At 48.4% G+C, this 19119-nt stretch carries 18 protein-coding genes; 12 read left to right on the plus strand and 6 right to left on the minus strand.

What is annotated here, in order from left to right; translation table 11 throughout:
- Positions 1 to 8: 8 nt before the first annotated feature.
- The 6 genes from HUO07_RS07130 to HUO07_RS07155 are packed head-to-tail and all read right to left on the minus strand — an operon-like array spanning position 9 to position 6353.
- Complete coding sequence (locus HUO07_RS07130; protein ID WP_176302991.1) at positions 9 to 1319, minus strand: TRAP transporter large permease; 1311 nt, start codon at positions 1317 to 1319, stop codon at positions 9 to 11.
- Position 1320: 1 nt separating this feature from the next.
- On the minus strand, positions 1321 to 1818 hold the full coding sequence (locus HUO07_RS07135; protein WP_176302992.1) for a TRAP transporter small permease: 498 nt from the start codon (positions 1816 to 1818) through the stop codon (positions 1321 to 1323).
- Between the two features lie 55 nt (positions 1819 to 1873).
- Positions 1874 to 2878: a TRAP transporter substrate-binding protein DctP gene (gene dctP / locus HUO07_RS07140; protein ID WP_176302993.1), complete on the minus strand. Its 1005-nt coding sequence runs from the start codon at positions 2876 to 2878 to the stop codon at positions 1874 to 1876.
- A 22-nt stretch (positions 2879 to 2900) separates the two neighbouring features.
- Positions 2901 to 4259: an acetyl-CoA carboxylase biotin carboxylase subunit gene (gene accC, locus HUO07_RS07145; protein WP_176302994.1), complete on the minus strand. Its 1359-nt coding sequence runs from the start codon at positions 4257 to 4259 to the stop codon at positions 2901 to 2903.
- A 28-nt stretch (positions 4260 to 4287) separates the two neighbouring features.
- Positions 4288 to 4809 carry an acetyl-CoA carboxylase biotin carboxyl carrier protein gene (gene accB / locus HUO07_RS07150; protein ID WP_176302995.1) on the minus strand — a complete coding sequence of 174 codons (522 nt, stop codon included), beginning with the start codon at positions 4807 to 4809 and terminating at the stop codon, positions 4288 to 4290.
- Between the two features lie 26 nt (positions 4810 to 4835).
- Positions 4836 to 6353: a pyruvate carboxylase subunit B gene (locus HUO07_RS07155; RefSeq protein WP_176302996.1), complete on the minus strand. Its 1518-nt coding sequence runs from the start codon at positions 6351 to 6353 to the stop codon at positions 4836 to 4838.
- 347 nt (positions 6354 to 6700) lie between these two features.
- Between HUO07_RS07155 and HUO07_RS07160 the strand changes: the two genes are divergently transcribed.
- The 12 genes from HUO07_RS07160 (at position 6701) to HUO07_RS07215 (ending at position 18886) form a co-directional block, all read left to right on the plus strand.
- Positions 6701 to 7531, plus strand: a complete 831-nt coding sequence (locus HUO07_RS07160) for a CoA transferase subunit A (protein ID WP_176302997.1) — start codon at positions 6701 to 6703, stop codon at positions 7529 to 7531.
- Positions 7531 to 8304: a CoA-transferase subunit beta gene (locus HUO07_RS07165; RefSeq protein WP_176302998.1), complete on the plus strand. Its 774-nt coding sequence runs from the start codon at positions 7531 to 7533 to the stop codon at positions 8302 to 8304. Before HUO07_RS07160 ends, HUO07_RS07165 begins: the two co-directional genes overlap by 1 nt.
- A 26-nt stretch (positions 8305 to 8330) precedes the next feature.
- On the plus strand, positions 8331 to 9533 hold the full coding sequence (gene pcaF / locus HUO07_RS07170; RefSeq protein WP_176303066.1) for a 3-oxoadipyl-CoA thiolase: 1203 nt from the start codon (positions 8331 to 8333) through the stop codon (positions 9531 to 9533).
- 11 nt (positions 9534 to 9544) lie between these two features.
- Positions 9545 to 10726: an alpha/beta fold hydrolase gene (locus HUO07_RS07175; protein WP_176302999.1), complete on the plus strand. Its 1182-nt coding sequence runs from the start codon at positions 9545 to 9547 to the stop codon at positions 10724 to 10726.
- A 33-nt stretch (positions 10727 to 10759) separates the two neighbouring features.
- Positions 10760 to 11491: a protocatechuate 3,4-dioxygenase subunit beta gene (pcaH, locus tag HUO07_RS07180; protein WP_176303000.1), complete on the plus strand. Its 732-nt coding sequence runs from the start codon at positions 10760 to 10762 to the stop codon at positions 11489 to 11491.
- A 15-nt stretch (positions 11492 to 11506) separates the two neighbouring features.
- Positions 11507 to 12139 carry a protocatechuate 3,4-dioxygenase subunit alpha gene (gene pcaG / locus HUO07_RS07185; protein ID WP_176303001.1) on the plus strand — a complete coding sequence of 211 codons (633 nt, stop codon included), beginning with the start codon at positions 11507 to 11509 and terminating at the stop codon, positions 12137 to 12139.
- Between the two features lie 324 nt (positions 12140 to 12463).
- The gene (locus tag HUO07_RS07190) at positions 12464 to 13495 is read left to right on the plus strand and encodes a TRAP transporter substrate-binding protein (protein WP_035556093.1); all 1032 of its coding nucleotides are present in this window, start codon (positions 12464 to 12466) and stop codon (positions 13493 to 13495) included.
- A 6-nt stretch (positions 13496 to 13501) separates the two neighbouring features.
- Positions 13502 to 14047 (plus strand): TRAP transporter small permease, encoded by a 546-nt coding sequence (locus HUO07_RS07195; RefSeq protein WP_176303002.1) that lies wholly within the window; start codon positions 13502 to 13504, stop codon positions 14045 to 14047.
- Positions 14037 to 15326: a TRAP transporter large permease gene (locus tag HUO07_RS07200; RefSeq protein ID WP_176303003.1), complete on the plus strand. Its 1290-nt coding sequence runs from the start codon at positions 14037 to 14039 to the stop codon at positions 15324 to 15326. Before HUO07_RS07195 ends, HUO07_RS07200 begins: the two co-directional genes overlap by 11 nt.
- Before the next feature lie 38 nt (positions 15327 to 15364).
- The gene (locus tag HUO07_RS07205) at positions 15365 to 16816 is read left to right on the plus strand and encodes an aldehyde dehydrogenase (RefSeq protein WP_176303004.1); all 1452 of its coding nucleotides are present in this window, start codon (positions 15365 to 15367) and stop codon (positions 16814 to 16816) included.
- 479 nt (positions 16817 to 17295) lie between these two features.
- Positions 17296 to 18348: a DGQHR domain-containing protein gene (locus HUO07_RS07210; protein ID WP_176303005.1), complete on the plus strand. Its 1053-nt coding sequence runs from the start codon at positions 17296 to 17298 to the stop codon at positions 18346 to 18348.
- Positions 18338 to 18886: a hypothetical protein gene (locus HUO07_RS07215; protein WP_176303006.1), complete on the plus strand. Its 549-nt coding sequence runs from the start codon at positions 18338 to 18340 to the stop codon at positions 18884 to 18886. The genes HUO07_RS07210 and HUO07_RS07215 overlap by 11 nt, the downstream gene beginning before the upstream one ends.
- Positions 18887 to 19119 lie beyond the last annotated feature (233 nt).

Genomic DNA, 19119 nt, shown 5'->3' on the forward strand with positions numbered 1-19119 from the left:
GCTAATACCTAAAGAATGCTAGGTAAAAAAGTTATAATTGCTGGGAAGAAATAGAAAAGTAATATTGACGACATAAAGAGTATTACAACCGGCCAAGAACTTTTGTAAATGTCTGATATTAAAACACTGTCAGCAGAACCTTTTAAGGCAAATAATGTGTATCCAAAAGGTGGAGTTAAACTACCTACTGTTAAGTTGATCAAGAAGATAGTCCAAAACCATATAGGGTCGAAATCATATGCACTTACAACAGGCGCGTACAGAGGTATTGCCAATAATATAAAAGCAAATTGATCAATAAACATGCATAATATAAAAGGTATTAACATTAATACAAAAAACATCATCCAGTCACTAAGCTCTAATGTGCTAACGAAGTCAATCAAACCTGAAGTAGCACCCATAAAGGATAATAATTGGCCGAATAGTTTAGAACTTGCAACAATTATAACAATCATTAAGCTAATTTTTGTAGATGATTGTAAGCTTTCCCATAGCATTTTAAGGTGGAATGATTTGTAAATGGCGGCAGTTATTATAGCTCCTATAACGCCAGTAGCTGCCGCTTCTGATGGAGTCGCAACTCCGAGTAAAATAAGCCCCATAACCGAAAAAATAACAATAAAAAAAGGTGATACTTTAATTATTTCAATTAACTTTTCTTTTATAGAGTAGTTTTTTACAGTCTCATTGTTATCAGGTGAAAGCTCTGGGTTTCGTGCAACACGAATATATACATAGAGGAAGAGAATGAGTGAAATTAGAAGGCCAGGGATGATTCCCGCGATAAGTAACCCTGCAATTGACGTGTCACGAACTAACGAGCCTATTACGATTACGAGAAGGCTTGGAGGAATAATTGGAGCAAGAGATGCACCGCCAAGAATCGTAAAATTTGTTAAGTTAGTATCATACCCAAGTTTTTGCATTTGAGGTAATATAGAGCGACCTAACATTGCAGCTACTGCTGCAGCTGCACCTGAAAGCGCTCCAAAAATAGTCGATAAGGCGATAACTAAATAGTACATACGTCCATTAACACGGCCAATCCACTTATCAAGTGCCGATGACAAGACGTCGACTGAACCAGATCTGAATAAAATCTCACCCATAAGAACGAATAAAGGTATAGTAATAAAACTTTCTGAGGTTAAGGTTTCGTACATGCTGTTACTAAACATGCCAAAGCCTCTTTCTCCTAAAGTTACGAGCACACCTGTGACATTTGCAATTAAAAATGCAACAAAGACAGGGAGACCTGTTGCCATCAAGCCGAGTAAGAATAGAAATGAAACTGTAAGTATCCAATACCATTCCATCTTAAGCTCCTTTTCTAACTAAAGAAATTTCAATTAATTGTCTTTTGAACAATATTATTAATTGCAAAACAGATAATCCAAGCCCAAGAGGAATAAAACTAAATACTATCCATTTAGATATTCGGAATGAACCTAATGTATTAATGCCAGTTTCAAACAGACGTGAGAATTCAATAAACGTAATATACGTAACGTATGAAACAATTAAGAAAGATACCGCGTAAATTACTAATTTTATCTTGTTGGCAATGCTTGGTGCAGAAAAATCTAAAATAATAGAAACAGCAATATTGCCATCCGTTCTTGTGACTTCAGGTAGAGCTAACATTAATGATGCACAAAATAGAAATGTTACCGTATCTGTTGCCCATGACGTAGGAGCAGCAAAAAAATAGCGCATTATAATTTCAAAAGAGAAAATAACAACGATTAGCCCTAAAGCTAATGAAGCCAAGAAAAAAAAGGCTTTAGTAATAGCGTCAATAATCTTTGTAAACATAGTTATAAACCTTTGAGTGGCTGGGGCATATACCCCAGCCAAATGACGGCAGCTATTAGTAGGTCATGTCAGCTGATTTTGCCATTTCTCGTAACTGTCGAGCATCATCGCCACTTTGCTCTTCAGCTACTTTCCATACACCCTCTGCCCATAAGCGTTCATGAGCTTCTGATTCAGACTCACTAAAAGAAGTGATTTGCATACCATTATCAATCAGAAAATCAGCTTCTTCCTTCTGTACAGCATCGAAGTGAGCTACAGAATCAATTTCAATCTGCTTGCCAGCTTCAATCAGCGCATTCTGTGCATCACTATCTAAAGCATTCCAGCGATCAAGGTTCATATAAATCATCACACCAACTTGACCGAACTCAGGATCTGTCATGTAGTCTATGATCTCATGCCATTGGAGATCACTAGCGCCAGTTAAGCCCCATGCAGCTCCGTCAATAACGCCTCTTTGTAATGCCGTGTAGATATCAGTAACAGGCATATTCACTACGGCTCCGCCAAGCTCTTCAATCATAGATTGATATGAAACTGTTCCACGAATACGTCGTCCTTCTAACCCTGGCTCACCAGTAATAGGCTCACGTAAATAGAAACGAAAACCTTTAGTTCCTGTGGAAGGAGCTGAAATTAGCTTTAAACCGAGTTCTTGATAATGTTCATCAATATAATCGATTAACCCCTCTTCGCGGCGCTTAATTGGATCAACATCTATCGCGTCAAGAGAGAGCCCAATGGCCGTTGTACCTGAGTGATAAGCCGCATGAGTAAACAATAGATCAAAAGCCCCAGCTTGTACTGGTTGAAGTTGCTCAAATGCAGGAACGACGTCTGGCCCTTGCACATTGATTTGAACGCTGCCGTCAGAATACTCTTCTACCATTTCGATAAATTTAGGCCCAATCTCCCTATACCAGGCAAAATTAGAAGGGTAGCCAGCTAGCATATTAAGCTGTTGAGCTTCCACTTCTGAAGAAAAACCAGTACCTGCTGTACCTGCCACAGCTAAGGCTATCGCGCAATGTTTAATACTTTTCTTTAGTAGCTTCATTATAATGCTCCTTGTTTTTATGTTAGTGCTGCTTTTCAAGTAAACTGGCAACAAAGACAGTATTAAAATTCCCGGATTTAAATTGTTCGCTGTTAATCAGTTTACTATGGAACTTAGCTGTTGTTTTAACACCTTCAACTTTCATTTCAGATAAAGCACGTGTCATTCTAATGATGGCTTCATTACGGTCTGCTCCCCAACAAATTAGCTTACCGATCATCGAGTCGTAATATGGTGGAATTGTATAGCCACTTTCTAAGTGACTATCCATACGAATACCAAAACCACCTGGTGGACGATAATAGCTTATTGTGCCTGGGCATGGGGAAAATCCATTTTCTGGATCTTCTGCATTGAGACGGCACTCTATAGCATGACCAGAGAGCACTATGTCTTCCTGCTTGATGTTTAACACTTGGTTATCTGCTATCTTGATTTGTTCTTTTATTATATCAATGCCAGTAATCATTTCAGATACAGGGTGTTCAACCTGAACACGAGTGTTCATTTCGATAAAATAAAATTGCTTATCGATATTGTCATAAACATACTCAACCGTTCCGGCGCTTTTATACTTAACTTTTTTAGCCAGGCGTACAGCCGATTGACACAAGTCATTTCGTTGGGAGGTACTTAATGCAGGAGAAGGGGCCTCTTCAACTAGCTTCTGATTACGTCGTTGAGCAGTGCAATCGCGCTCACCAAGATGAATACAACTGTCGCCGTCAGCAAGAAGTTGAACTTCTATGTGGCGAATGTCTGTAAGATATTTCTCAATATAGACAGATGAATCGCCAAAAGCGACTTCAGCCTCAGACATGATCTCATTCAGATCCTGCTCTAAGGTATCTCTAGACTCTACCACCCTCATACCTCTGCCGCCACCACCCGCGGATGCTTTGATCAGAAGAGGGAAACCAATGCTTTCTGCTATTTCTAGAGCTTTTTTGAATTCAGTAACAGCACCATCTGAGCCAGGAATTGTAGGCACTGAAGCTGAGTCGGCTATTTTCCTAGCTTCAATTTTATCTCCCATCTTGCTTATTATGTCAGCAGAAGGGCCGATAAAAATTATGCCATTATCTTCACACTTCTTTGCAAAGTCTGCTTTTTCTGAAAGAAACCCATAACCTGGATGAATAGCATCTACACCAAACGCCAAAGCTGCGCTAATGATGGCTTCTTGATTTTGGTAGCTCGCCTGAGCAGGAGCAGGTCCAATACAAACAGCTGAATCAGCCAACTTAACTGGTAATGTATCTTTGTCAGCTTCAGAGTAGATAGCTACGCTTTTTACCCCCAGCTCTTGACAAGCTCGAATAATCCGAAGCGATATTTCGCCTCGGTTAGCAATCATTACGCTTTTAATTTTATTTAACATGAAAACTCCCATTTGAGCGAGAAGAAACTCATTCTTTCTCAATAAGCATAATGGGTTGCCCATACTCTACGGGCTGTTGGTCTTCCACATAGATTTCTTTTACACGACCATTAACTTTAGCTTCGAGATTATTCATCAACTTCATAACTTCTATGATACACACAACAGATTTTGGTTCTACTTGCTGACCAATTTCAACAAATGCAGGCGCACCGGGCTTTGGCGACATGTAAAAAGTACCAACCATCGGAGCAGTAATTAAATGTTCATTTTCAGCCACAGATACGTCAGCTGTCGGTGATGATTTACTTGCAGTTGGGGCAATAGTAGGTTTGTTTAATTCGGGTTGTTCTTGTTTACTGGGAGCAGGTGCAGTAGTTACAGGTGTCCCCGCAGCATCAGAAGATACTGAACGTTGCGTACTTTCATTACGACTAATAAAAAGCTCAAGTCCGTTATAAGATAAAGATAACTCACGTATATCGCTACTTTCCTTTACCCATTTAGTGAGTTGTTTTAAGTCATTTAAGCTAATATCAAAATCTTTCATTTTTAATTCTCCTATGTTTATTAAAACTATCTTGAAATCGAGATATTTAGGTTTTCAGTTGATAGCTTAACTTGCTTTTCATCGCCACTAGCAAGCTCTTTAATAAAAGAGACTAGCCCCCCGCTGAAGTCATCACCAGATTCACCATTGGCAATAGCCTCTTTCATCCCATCAACTTGATTGCCTGCAAACATGGCACGTAACAAAAGCTCGTCTTTTGTAGCATTTGGGTGCTGTTGAGCTAGGTCTTTCATCATAGGTTTTGGGGCTGTAGGTTTCTCATTAATTTCTGAGGAACCATTTTCAAGTATTTTTTTATAGACTTCTGAATCAACAGGACCTAATAGGCGGCCATAATAGCCCAGAACATACTTTTTAATTTCATTCGGTACTGTTCCGTAGCGTTCACCAGAAATAACGTTCATTACCGCTTGAGTTCCAACAAACTGAGCAAAAGGAGTAATCATAATAGGCCATGCCAGCTCTTTTCTAACTAGGGCAATTTCCTCTAGGAGCTCTTCATACCGATTACCCAGCCCAGCCGTCTCTAGTTGAGCATGAAAATTGGATAACATTCCTCCTGGCAACTGATGCTTATAATGTAATGGGTTATATTCAGCAGGCTTACCTTCTGGTTTTCCTTCTACTTCACAAATGTTTTTAAAATAGCTGCTAACTTCTTCAATTTTTTCATCATTAACATTTACTACGTACCCAAGTTCTCGTAATGACTTTACGATGGTTTGGGTTGCTGGCTGTCCAGCACCATTGGCTAAAGGCGCAATAGAAGTATGTAAAAGATCGCAGCCTAACTCGACAGCTTCTAAATATACTAATGGGCATAATGCAGTCAAGCAATGGCTATGAAGTTCAAGAGGACGATCGCCAATTACTTTTTTTATAGCAGGAACTAAAGTGCGAATACGTTCTGGGGTAAGCAAGCCTCCAGCATCTTTAAGCATAATTGCATCTACATCAGCTTGCTCAATCAGTTCAACTGCAGTTTTTACGAAAAGCTCATCTGTATGTACAGGACTTTCACAGAAAGAAAGAGCGCCAAAAGTATAGGCACCTAATGCTTTGGCGCGCTTTAAGCAACCAACTATATTGGAAACATCATTTAATCCATCAAATGCGCCAATAACTCGGAAGCCATTGTTATATAGTTGATCGACCCACCCATCAATTACATCATCAGGGAGAAAGTCGAATGAAGCGATATTTTTTGAACGAATTAATGCACGAAACTTAGTTTCGGGGGCTGCTTTATGTAATTCTCTTACACGTTCCCATGGATCTTCCTTGAGATAACGCACAGATACATCAAACTGGATAGGTGCCATCATATCAATGTGATGGAAACCAGCACTGTTCATTGTATCTGCAATGCCCATCATATGTTCAGTACGCATTCGCGTCGCCCATAGGCTCTGGTGTGCATCACGAAAAGTGGTATCGATAATTTTAATTTCGCGTTGACTATTCTTTGGTCGCCCCCCTTCGCCAAAAATTGAAGCAATGCTCTTATTTTCTTTATTAGACATTAGTGTAACTCCTTACAGTATATAAAAGCTTTTGTAGGCCCTAACAAAGCCCTTTAGTGCCTACGAGAATGTGTTTAGAGGCGTAGTTCGTCAAGAGAATTACAGTTCGTATTGCGAACTATTTTTTAAAGTATTGTTTTAAAAGAATTTTTATCAACAAACTTGATACCAAAGTATAATAAAAAACATCGGTATTGGTTCTTTAAGAACATTGATTAGATTACTAAGCCTCAATTTACCGCAGTTATGGATTGACGGGTGCGCATTCTTTCCATACTTTATTGTTCGTATATTGAATCAATATTCGCATTGCGAACAGCACTATAAATTTTGTTGAGGCACCCATCATGTCCGAGTTTCTCAGCTTGCATGACGCGGTAGCGCGCTACGTCCAAGACGGCGCCACCGTGGCCATGGAAGGCTTTACCCACCTGATACCGTTTGCCGCCGGTCACGAAGTGATCCGGCAAAAAAAGCGTGATCTGACGCTGATCCGCATGACCCCCGATATCATCTACGATCAAATGATTGGCGCAGGCTGCGCTAAAAAGGTGATCTTCTCCTGGGGTGGCAACCCCGGTGTGGGATCGCTACACCGTCTGCGTGATGCGGTTGAGAAAGGCTGGCCGTGCAAGATCGAGATTCTTGAACACAGCCATGCCGCCATGGCCTGCGCCTTTGAAGCCGGTGCGGCAGGTTTACCGCTCGCCGTTTTTCGCGGCTACATCGGCAGCGAGCTGCCCAGCGTCAACGACCAAATCAAATTCATCGAGTGCCCGTTTACCGGTGAGCGCTTGGCGGCCGTGCCGTCAGTGCGCCCGGATGTCTCGATCATCCACGCACAGCGGGCGGATCGTCAGGGCAATGTGCTGGTGGAAGGTATCGTCGGCGTTCAGAAAGAGGCCGTGCTTGCGGCCAAGCACAGTATTGTCACGGTGGAAGAGATCGTCGATGACTTGGGGGCTACTCCCAATGCCTGTGTGATTCCAAGCTGGGCGATCAGCGCCATTGCGGTAGCCGAGAAAGGTGCGCTGCCCTCGTACACCCACGGCTATTACGGTCGCAGCAACCGCTTCTATAAAGAGTGGGATGCCATCGCTCGCGATCGCGACACCTTCACCCAGTGGCTCGACAACAACGTTTTTAATGCCGCCGATAACGTGGGAGGCCAAGCCTAATGAGTCTGGAATACACCTCTTCTGAAATGATGTCGGTGACCGCCGCGCGGGCGCTGGAAAATGGCATGACCTGCTTTGTGGGTATCGGGCTGCCCTCGGAAGCCGCCAACCTGGCACGGCTGACGCACGCCCCCGATGTAGTGCTGATTTACGAGTCCGGCACGCTGCAGACCAAGCCCGATATTCTGCCGTTATCTATTGGGGATGGTGAGCTGTGCGAATCGGCGCTCACCACCGTGGCGGTGCCGGAGATGTTCCGCTACTGGCTCCAGGGCGGCAAAGTCGACGTGGGCTTTTTAGGTACCGCGCAAATCGACCGCTTTGCTAACCTTAACACCACGCTTATCGGCGATTACAAAGCGCCCAAGGTTCGCCTGCCGGGTGGCGGCGGTGCGCCGGAAATCGCCACCAACGCCGGTGAAGTGTTTATCACTTTGAAGCACTCCAAGCGTGCCTTTGTGAAAGATGTCGACTTCGTCACCACCCTTGGCTTTGGCCGCGACGGGAAAGGGCGCGACAACGTGCCCAATATCGGCAAGGGCCCCACCCGCGTGATTACCGACCTGTGCGTGATGAAGCCCGACCCGGGCAGCAAAGAGCTGGTCGTGGTGTCACTGCACCCCGGTGTGAGTCGCGAGGAAGTGATTGAGGCTACCGGCTGGGAAGTGCGCTTTGCCGAGCAGCTTGAAAGCACACCTGAACCCAGTGCGAATGAGCTTGAAATTCTTCGTGAGCTCAAAGCGCGCACCGAGCGGGCCCACGCGGACGCATAAAGGATCTATTTATGAGCGATGTTGTTATGCAAGACGTCTTTCTATGTCATCCCCGTCGCACCGCCGTGGGACGTTTTGGTGGCACTCTGGCCAGCGTACGCCCGGATGATTTCGCCGCGACGATTTTTAAAGCCGTACTGGCGGAAGCGCCGGATCTCGACCCTGCTGCCATTGAAGAAGTCTTTATGGGCTGCGCCAACCAGGCCGGTGAAGATAACCGCAATGTGGCGCGTATGTCGTCGCTGCTGGCGGGCATTCCTACCTCAGTGCCCGGCACGACCATGAACCGCCTTTGCGGCTCGGGTATGGACGCGGTGGGTACCGCGTTTCGCGCCATTAAAGCCGGTGAAATGGAGCTGGCGTTGGCAGGTGGTGTGGAGTCCATGTCTCGCGCGCCCTATGTAATGGGCAAGGCCGATAGCGCTTTCGCCCGCAGTCAAAAGCTTGAAGACACCACCATTGGCTGGCGCTTGGTCAACCCGCTGATGAAGAAAGCTTTTGGCATCGACTCCATGCCGGAAACGGCGGAAAACGTCGCCGAGCAGTTCAATATCTCCCGGGAAGATCAGGACGCTTTTGCCCTGCGCTCCCAGCAAAAAGCCGCTGCCGCTCAAAAAGCGGGGCGTTTTGCCCAAGAGATCACGGCCATCGAGATCCCGCGCCGTAAGCAAGAGCCGCTGATTTTTGACCAGGACGAGCACCTGCGTGAAACCACGCTGGAGAAGCTCGCGGGCCTACTCACGCCTTTCCGTGAGGGCGGCAGTGTAACCGCAGGCAATGCTTCTGGTGTCAACGACGGCGCAGCCGCCATGCTGGTGGCCAGTGAATCAGCCGTCAAACAGCACGGCCTGAAGCCGATGGCGAAAATCATCGGCATGGCCACGGCTGGCGTTGAGCCGCGCATCATGGGCTATGGGCCGGTACCGGCAGTGCAGAAACTACTCAAGCGCACTGGTATCGCCATGGATGATATCGATGTATTTGAGTTTAACGAAGCGTTCGCCGCCCAGGCGTTAGCGTGTATGCGCGACCTCGGCCTGGCCGATGACGACCCGCGCGTCAACCCGAACGGCGGTGCAATTGCCCTGGGGCATCCGCTGGGCATGTCCGGTGCCCGCCTGTTGCTGACCGCCGCCCATGAGTTGCAGAACAGCGGTAAGCGCTACGCACTGTGTACCATGTGCGTTGGCGTAGGGCAGGGTATCGCCACGCTGATCGAACGGGTTTAACGGAGGCAGACATGGCTTTTCATACCATCAACGGTCGCAGTGTGGCTTACCGCCTGCTCGGTGCAGAGGTGAATCCACTTATCATTCTGGCGCACCCTTTGGGCATGAGCCAAGCGGTATGGGATGACGTGATTCCCGCGCTGCTGCCCCGCTACCGGGTGCTGACCTGGGATCTTCCCGGCCACGGTGCCAGCCAGGCGGTCAGCGGAGAGCAGATCACGCCCGCTGATTTAGCCGCTGAGGCTCTGGCATTGGCAGAACTGGCGGGCGCTGAGCGCTTTCACTTTGCCGGTACGTCCATTGGCGGTGTCGTCGGCCAGCAGTTGATTGCTGCACATAGCGACCGCCTGCTCTCCACTACGCTGACCAACACCGGCGCAGTGATCGGCAATCCGGATCTATGGAACACCCGCGCAGGCCGCGTGCGCCAGGAAGGCCTGGTGGCGATGTCTGAAGAGATTGTGCCACGCTGGTTTGCACCAAAAGCGTTTGAGGCCAGCCCCGCGCTGAAAGCAGGCTGGTGCGTGCAAATGGGCCGTGGCGATGATGAGTCCTACGCTCAGCTGTGCGAAATGCTTGGCCGCGATACATTCACTGGAAAGCTCTCAGGTAAGAGCACCCTTCATAAGGTCAGGGTACAGCTGTTTGGCGGCAGTGAAGATATGGCCACGCCGCCTGCAACGTTGGAAGCCCTCACTGCGGAGCTCGATGGCGCTCCGCTGGAGATTTTTGACGGTGTGGGCCATGTGCCTGCGGTAGAAGCCCCTACGCTGTTCGCGCAAAAGCTCCTTGCCGTGATGGCAACGGATCTGGGCGATGTGGCCAACCACGGCGTGGCGTACGCCACTGGTCTTGAGACCCGCAAGCAGGTATTGGGAGAAGAGCATGTGGCGCGCTCGACCGCCAACGCCAATAGCCTGGATGCCCCCTTCCAGCAGATGATTACCCGTCTGGCCTGGGGTGAACTGTGGAGCAACGACGACTTAACCCGTCGCGAGCGCAGCATGATCACCACTGGCATTCTCGCCGCGCTCGGGCGCGAAGAGCTAACGCTGCACTTGAAAACCGCCAAGCGTATTGGCCTGACGGAGGCCGAGCTGCGCCAAGTGCTGATGCACGTGGCGATTTACGGCGGCGTTCCAGCGGCCAATCACGCCTTTGCTCTTGCCAAAGAGCTGGGCTGGGGCGAGTAGCGAATCAAAATAATTGATGAGAGGTAAAGGGCGATGACCCACGACAATAAACGCTTTGTGGCCCGTGACCGCAACTGGCATCCGCCTGCCTACGCGCCGGGTTATAAAACCTCGGTGGCGCGCTCGCCCCAGCAGGCGCTGGTGAGCATGCAGCAACCGACTGTTTCAGAACTGACCGGCCCGGACTTCAGCCACCTGCGCATGGGGCCCCACGATAACGACCTGCTGCTTAACTTTCGCCAGGAACCGAGCCAGGGCGGGCTGCCCCAGGGCGAGCGGATTCTCATGTTCGGCCGAGTGGTCGATCAATTCGGCAAGCCAATACCGCATACCCTGGTGGAAATGTGGCAGGCCAATGCAGGCGGCCGTTATCGCCATAAAAACGATAAGTATCTGGCACCGTTAGATCCTAACTTTGGCGGTGTGGGGCGCTGCTTGACCGATGAGCAGGGGATGTACCGCTTCCGTACCATCAAGCCCGGCCCCTACCCCTGGCCCAACGATATGAACAGCTGGCGGCCCGCGCATATTCACGTCTCAGTCACTGGGCCTTCGATCTCCACCCGACTGATCACTCAGATGTACTTTGAGGGCGACCCGCTGATTCCTCTCTGTCCCATCGTGCACACGCTGAAAGACCCGCTCGCGGTTGAGACGATGATTGGTCGACTCGATATGGCCCACAGCAAGCCGATGGATTGCCTTGCCTATCGCTTTGATGTGGTGGTACGCGGTGAGCTGCAGACCTACTTTGAAAACCAATAAGGGTGGGGATATCTCATGAATCAGCCTAACAGCCAGCCGACCAGCGACCTGATGCTGCGTGAAACCGCCTCGCAAACCGCTGGCCCCTACGTGCACATTGGTCTTGCTCTCGCTGCGGCGGGCAACCCAGTGCGGGATGAAGAGATCTGGAACGAGATGGCCAAGCCCGATGCCGAGGGTGAGCATATCGAAGTTGTCGGCATTGTCATCGACGGCAACGGCGACTTAGTACGCGATGCCTTTTTAGAAGCATGGCAGGCCGATGCTAACGGTGACTACCAATCCGATTACGACCTCAGCAAACCGTTCAATAGCTTCGGGCGCACCGCGACGACGTTCGATCACGGCAGCGAGTGGTCGCTGACGACCATCAAGCCCGGCGCGGTAAAGCATCCCAGCGGCCAATTAATGGCACCGCACATTAACCTGACGCTGTTTGCCCGCGGGGTGAATATCCACCTGCAAACGCGGCTTTACTTTGACGATGAAGCGGAAGCGAACGCCCAGTGCCCGGTGCTATCGCGCATCGAATCACCGGCGCGTCGCCAAACCTTGATCGCCAAGCGCGAAGAGGTCGATGGTAAGGTGCGCTACCGGTTGGATATCCGCCTGCAAGGTGAAGGCGAGACGGTGTTTTTCGATTTTTAATCCCGTTGTCTGCAAGTTTGTGAATAAAAACCAAAAGGCGTTGCTTATCCGTAAGCAGCGCTTTTTTTGTTTGGGTTCGACCTTGGTCGGGCATTGATCTTGTAAAAATCCAATTTTTACCTGTCATTGTACCTTTTGGAGACGGCGTGAAAGCAGCAACACTGGTGATGCGAGGCAGGAAGCTTAAAAGACCGGGCGACATAGCCTGAACATAAACGAATGTCGATTAGCCCTACGCCTCATAGTGAATTAATGTGAATACCTAAAGCGAACTACTATTCGCTATACGAACTCACAATAATCCAAAAAGTCCTGGAGGCTCCAATGAAAATGTCCCTATCCCGTTGTGTGTTGGCGGCAGCGATTGCTGGCCTTGCTGTTAGCTCTGCCCAGGCAGAGACGACGCTGCGTATGGCGCACTTTTGGCCTGGCCCTTCAGGCGTTAACCAAGATGTTTTGCAGGCGTGGGCCGATACTATTGAAGAAGAATCCAATGGTGATCTCACCATTCAAATGTTCCCCGCCGGTACCTTAGCCAAACCGGATTCCATTTATGAAGCCGCTGCCAACGGCATCGCCGATATTGGTGCCACGGCACAGGGCTACACCGCTGGCCGCTTCCCGCTGTCGCAAATTGTCGAGCTTCCAGGTGTCGCCTCAACGGCAACCCAAGGGGCGTGTGTGTTGCAAACGCTCTATGACGACGGCCATTTGGATAGCGAATACGAAGATACCCGCCCGCTGTTTATGTTTACCACGGGCCCCGGTGGTATCCACACCATCGACACCGATGTGCAAACCCCTGCTGACCTGGAAGGGCTGCGCATTCGCCGCCCCACTGCCGTAGCGGGTGAGATGCTGGAAAATATGGGTGCAAGCCCGGTGGGCATGCCAGCACCCGATATTTACACCTCTATGCAGCGAGGCGTGATTGATGGCTTAAGCTTTCCTTGGGAAGGTTTAAAAGGTTTCCGCGTTAATGAGCTAGTCAGTTATCACACCGAAGTGCCGTTCTATACGCTGATCTTTGTCGCCACCATGAACCAGCGTGCCTATGACGGCCTGACCCCTGAGCAGCAAGCGGTCATTGATAATAACTCAGGCATGAAATGGGCTGAAAACGCCGGTGCCGTGTTTGACCGCTTAGATGTTGAAGGCAAGCAAGAAGCGGTTGATGCGGGCCATACCATTCGTGAAATCGAAAACCCACTTCAGCATCCTGACTGGCAGGAACCGTTGGAAACGGGCATTGAAAACTACCTGACGCAGTTGGAAGAGCGTGGTTTGAGTCAAGCCCGCGAGGTGTATGAGGCTGCTCTGGCTGCTAGCGAGTCTTGTGGTACCCAAGAGGGGTAAGTTTTCATGCAGTCTAGTCTCTCTTTTCAACAACTCCTCTTTCGGGCCAGCCATTGGCTGGCCCTTGTTTGTCGCCTGGTGGCGGGGGTCGCACTGATCGGGCTGTTGGCGGTGACCATTGCCGATGTCAGTACTCGCTACCTTTCCCGGCTAACGGAAGGCGCCATTGCGTTGCGTGTTTCCGGCAGCGTTGAGTTGGTTAGCTATTTGATGCTGTTCGCGCTATTGGCGGCGATGGCCGCTAATGTCGAGAAAAGCCAAGTGGTGGTTGAAGCATTTTCGCACCGTTTACCCCAGTCGATAAAAAATCGTATCCAAGGTCTTTTTTTGCTTGGCTTTACGGCGCTGGGGCTGATCCTATTTGTGGGTTTGTTAGATTCTGCTGCTGCTGCCACGCAGTACGGAGAAATCACCCAAGACCTGCGCTTACCCATGGGCCCAATTTTCCAATTGGCAGCAGTGCTCAGCTTACTGCTTGGATTGCGGAGCTTTATTCATGCGCTGTTGGGCATGATCTATGCCACAGGTGAGGAGGCGCCTCATGGAGAGTGAAGCGATTGGCGCCATCGGGCTAGGGCTTTTATTGGTATTGATGATTCTGCGTGTGCCAGTTGCCCTCACGATGTTGATTGTAGGGGTGGTGGGGTTTGCGCAGATCATTAGTTGGGACGCGGCTGTCGCGCAATTAAAAACGGTGCCGGTGGAAGTGCTCTCGAACTACAGCTTCAGCGCAGTACCCATGTTTATCTTAATGGGCGTGCTGGCGGCCCATTCGGGCATGGCCGGTAAGCTGTTTGATTCAACGCGGGTCATTTGTGGTGGCTGGAAGGGCGGCCTGGCGATTGCAGCGGTGGGCTCATGCGGTATCTTCTCGGCGATTTCCGGTTCCTCATTGGCAACAGCCAGTACCATGACCCGGGTAGCGTTGCCGGAGATGGAGCGCTATGGCTACAACCGTGGCTTGGCCACCGGGGCGCTTGCTGCAGGCGGCACGCTGGGTATTATGATTCCACCCAGTATTGCGCTTCTTATCTACGCCATTCTAACTGAGCAGTCCGTGGGCGATATGTTCATGGCAGGCCTGATCCCTGGCCTCTTGGGGCTAGTGATGTACTCCCTTACCGTTACCTTGGTGATGTGGCTGCGGCCCTCCCTTGCGGTGGCCGGTGAGCCTACGGCTTGGAAAGAAAAACTTCTCTCTCTTACCGGGTTGGTTCCCTTTTTTGGCGTTTTCCTGGTGATGATTCTAGGTATCTATTTTGGCGCCTTTACACCGACGGAAGGCGCTAGTGTCGGGGCGTTCGCCACGCTGCTTTATGCCCTGGTAAAAGGAATGCGCGGTGCGCAGCTATGGGCCAGCGTACAAGAGACATTAGCGCTCTCTGCGGTGGTGTTCTTTATGCTGGTGGGGGCTGAGACGCTAGGTTACTTCATCTCGGTGTCGCGTATTTCATTTTCCATTACTGACATGCTCTACGGCATGGATCTCACGCCCATCGTCGTGGTGCTGTGCATCTTGGCGCTCTACTTTGTGTTGGGTATGTTTATGGACTCTATCGCCATGTTGGTGATCACCGTGCCGGTGGTTTATCCGATTATTCAGGCGATGGGTATCGACCCGGTATGGTTCGGTATTTTGACCGTACTGACCGTTGAGCTGGGGCTAATGACACCGCCGGTGGGGATGAATGTGTTCGTTATAAAAGCAATGGCACCGCATGTTGGGCTAGGTGAGATTTTTAAAGGGGTCGCGCCGTTCGTGGTCTCTGACTTACTACGCCTGGCGTTGCTCATCGCTTTCCCCATCTTGAGTACGATGTTTCTGCTGTAGGCTTTATTACTACAAGTTTACTACAAGGAGTTAAGGCCATGTTCACCACTCAGCTATTGTCGGCGGGCCAATCAACCGCTGCTGAGCAAACTGCCACCTTTACCCGCGCGAACCCATTAAGCGGTGAAGTGGTCACCACCGCTGCGGCGGCAAGTGTCGGTGATGCGAACACGGCAGCGGACGCCGCAGGCAGGGCGTTTGAAGCATGGTCAAAAACAGGCCCAGGGGAGCGGCGCGCCAAACTGCTTAAAGCGGCTGAGCTAATGGAAGCACGTCAGGGTGATTTCATCGATCGAATGGTGGAAGAGACCGGTGCCACGCTAGGCTGGGCAGGGTTTAACGTTACAGTGGCGGCCGATGTATTGCGTGAAGCAGCGGCGTTAACGACGCAAATCCAGGGCGATATCATCCCCTCGAACGTGCCTGGTAGTATGGCGATGGGCGTGCGTGTTCCCTGTGGCGTTGTGGTTGGCATCGCACCCTGGAATGCGCCGATTATTCTGGGTACGCGAGCCATCGCCACGCCCTTGGCCTGCGGCAATAGCGTTATTTTGAAAGCTTCCGAGCAGTGCCCAGCGACGCACCATTTGATTGGTGAAGTGCTGCAGGCCGCTGGCTTTGGCGATGGTGTCGTCAATGTGATTACCAACGCACCGGATAACGCCGCTGATGTCGTAAGCGCGTTGATTGCCCACCCTGCGGTACGCCGGATTAACTTCACCGGCTCCACCGGTGTAGGCAAAATTATTGCCGAGCAAGCGGCCAAACACTTAAAGCCTGTGCTGCTTGAGTTGGGTGGCAAGGCGCCGTTCTTGGTATTGGATGATGCGGATATCGATGCCGCCGTGGACGCGGCGATTTTTGGCGCGTTCTTTAACCAAGGCCAGATCTGCATGTCCACCGAGCGGGTGATTGTCGATAACCAAGTGGCGAATACTTTTGTAGAAAAATTTGCCGCCCGTGCTCAGGCGCTAAAAGCAGGCGACCCGCGTGATGAAAGCAACGCGCTCGGCACGTTAATCAATGCACAGTCAGGTGAAAAACTAAATAGCCTCATCGATGACGCAGTGACTCAAGGCGCCCGCTTAGCCGCGGGTGGCAAAGCCGAGGGCGTAGTAATGCAGGCTACGGTCATTGATGGCGTGACCAGTGCTATGCGGCTGTATAGCGAAGAGTCGTTTGGCCCGGTGGTGGCGGTGATTCGCGTTAACGGTGAAGAAGAGGCAGTGCGCATCGCCAACGATAGCGAGTACGGCCTTTCATCAGCGGTGTTCAGCCGAGATAGTGCACGCGCCATGAGAGTGGCAGGCCGCTTACAAACGGGTATCTGCCATATCAACGCCCCAACCGTACACGATGAACCGCAAATGCCCTTCGGCGGCGTCAAATCCAGCGGCTACGGACGCTTTGGCGGTAAAGCCGGCATCGAAGAGTTCACCGAACTACGCTGGATGACGATGCAGCTGGGGCCGCGGCACTATCCTATTTAGGGTCTGCTAAAGTGAAAGGTTGTTAGGTCATTAAATTATCAGGTGCCATGACCTTAGCCCATGAGTAAGCGCAACACGCGCATAGGTTATAGGCAAAAAGCATTTTGAGCTGGCCCTTTTTGAAAACTGGGCGGTCTTAAAGTGCCCACTTACTTCGCGCCTCTCATTTTTTAGGATTACGTTGACTTAGATGCTGGTGCAAGAACGTACTTACGTATAGTCTAAAGGTAACCGTTCTTAAGGTGCGCGGTGCGTCTGAAGGGAGGGGTGGCGCTATGTTTAATAGGGCTTGTGAGCGTTCCGCAGTATGGTGATGACAAAGGTAGTATAAACAGTGATTGGTGTTATGCTGCTTGTTATTAATTTTAATTTTTTGAGTGCGATCTGGCTTGGTTGAATGTGCGTATGGAAAGTCTAAACATATTGGCTTTTAGGATGTTGCTGCATTCAATATTAACATTTTAAAAGAGAGTCGATATATGGAACCATTAGAAATAATGAAATACAAATATTTGAAAGCGAGTTTTGGAGATACTCCAACTTATACTTTCACGATGAAGGTTAGAGATGTGGTTTCTATATATTATGTGGCAGTAAGAGGGGTAGATAAAGAAGATGGCGCGGTACAGCGTGTTTTAAATAAAAGGCGAATTAACGATATTAAAGAATTTATTTTGGGTGGTCATACATTCTTTAACTCATTTATTCTAAATTGGACTGATAAAAATTTTGAGCCAGTAGTTGAAGATGAAATAATCTCGTTGCCAATTTCAGCCTCTAGCGCTCAAGTGATTGATGGTCAACATAGGATTGCTGGATTTGAAGCAGCAATAGCAGAAGATGATAATGTTGGTGATAGAGATATTATCATCACGTTATGCATGCATCTTACTACGCAAAAAGCAGCTGAAATATTTCTCAATATTAACGCTGAGCAAAAGCCCGTACCTAAAAGCCTCATGTATGACTTATTTGGTGAGGTGATTGATGACGAGACTCACGCGGTAAATAGGTCAACAGATATAGCTAGATATTTGAACGATGATCCTGATTCTCCTCTTTATAAGTTGATAAAGTTTCCTGGCTCCCCTAGGGGCGTCGGAAGTATTGAGCTTTCAACATTTGTAGCTTCGATAAAGGAGCATTTGAAGCCAGGAGGTACATTTAGCTTATACAAACTCACCACATTGGATCATCAGAAGGTAGTAATAACTAATTTTTTTAAAAGCATAAGAGAATTCTATGCTAAACACAAAATATGGTCTTCTAAAGCCAAGAACCCATTCTTGAAAGCAGCTGGCTTTAACGGCTCAATCGACTTTCTTACGTCCTCACTCATTCAGCGATGTGCTGAAAAAAGCTCCTTCTCAGTCGATACTATGAGTAAAATAATTTCATTTGAGTCCGAAGATATATTAATTTGGGATGATTTAAAAGGTTTAGATGGTAAAACGAGTAGGAAAAAAGTAAAAGATGCTTTAGAAGCGAATCTTTTAAAATCACTACCGGCACAAGATCAATATGAGTTTTAATAGATATAGGGTTCAGTCTGCCGTAGAGCTAGATATTGGATGCAATGATTTGACTAAATGGAAATCATATCTTCATAAGTTCAAAGATTACGAAGTAACGACAACAAGGCGTGAAAAATTGCGCGTTGAATTAAAGAAAGATGCTGCTGATCTTTATTTTAAAGCGATTTTTAGTCTTTTAGATGCTATCAATGGCCTATATCATGGGCGACATTCATGGGCAGTGATAAAGGTATATTATTCTGTTTTTTTCTTACTTAGATGTTCGTTAGCTACAAAGAATGTAGCTTTTTTAAAAAACAATGGAATATATACCTTAAATTTAGAGGAAGGAGAAAAGCCTCAACGACGAGATCAAGGTACCCATTTGGGCGAGAGAGTAAGCGGCGATCATAAAACAACGACAGTTACTTTTATGTCAGTGTTTTCAGATACAGATATTTTGCTAACAAATACTGTTAATGGTAAAAATGTTTATGATTGGCTGATGGAGCTTCGAAATCAAGTCAACTATCGAGAGAGAGTTTACAGAGCCTAGTAATAAATATTTCTTCCCTAGTCTTTTCAATAAGTCGAAATTAAAAGAGCAAGTTGAAATATATATTAATGATGACATGTATGTATATTGTTTTGATGAAGATCATTGCGCGTTAGCAATTCCACTAAAGCTCGCCACTATTGTAAGACAGCAACTGTTTGAATTTATTGACTTTGAGCCTATAGAGTCAGAAAAAAAATCTGAAATAGAAAAGCTTATTTCTGAAACAAAAT

It is taken from the genome of Vreelandella maris, assembly GCF_013371085.1.
Lineage (GTDB): Bacteria > Pseudomonadota > Gammaproteobacteria > Pseudomonadales > Halomonadaceae > Vreelandella > Vreelandella maris.